We start from the raw sequence: 517 nt of genomic DNA on the forward strand, positions 1-517 counted from the left end.
AGTCGATTCCCAATTTGCAACCCTGCCGCATCATCTTTAGCACTATTGATACGAAGACCAGAAGAAAGGCGCTGAAACGCCGTATCTAGTTCACTGCCTGACTTCATCAACTGTCGTTGTGCATTTAAGCTCGATACATTGGTGTTTACGTACAAGGCCATTTTTTCAATCCTCATTATAGCTTGTTAAAAATAATAACAATTAACAAAGCAAAAAATGAGCCAACAGTCATAAAATAATATATCGGTTGTTTAATTGTATAGGAAGGATAATGTGGGGCGTTGTTCGATATTCGTAAGTACTACCAGAAACTACTTTGCTTGAAATAACGTAATAGCCTCCTGTCATTTGTGCTTTACTGCTCAACTTTTGTGACCGCTCGAAGTACCTCCTCGGTGCTTCGAGCGTATTTCTTGATTATCCTAGTAGCGATAATGCTGATTGTGGACGCTGGTTTGCCTGCGATAAAATTGTACTACTTGCCTGCTGCAAAATCTGCGCTTTAGTCAGCGTTGCT

At 40.4% G+C, this 517-nt stretch carries 2 protein-coding genes; both read right to left on the reverse strand.

All coding sequences use genetic code 11. From position 1 onward, the window contains the following. A partial coding sequence (locus SANK73390_RS19110; RefSeq protein ID WP_462767957.1) for a flagellin N-terminal helical domain-containing protein occupies window positions 1-161 on the reverse strand: 161 nt, incomplete at its 3' end. A 256-nt stretch (window positions 162-417) separates the two neighbouring features. Continuing rightward, on the reverse strand, window positions 418-517 hold a 100-nt coding region (locus SANK73390_RS19115), incomplete at its 5' end, for a flagellin (RefSeq protein ID WP_462764433.1).

The sequence above is a fragment of the Pseudoalteromonas sp. SANK 73390 genome, from assembly GCF_054966645.1.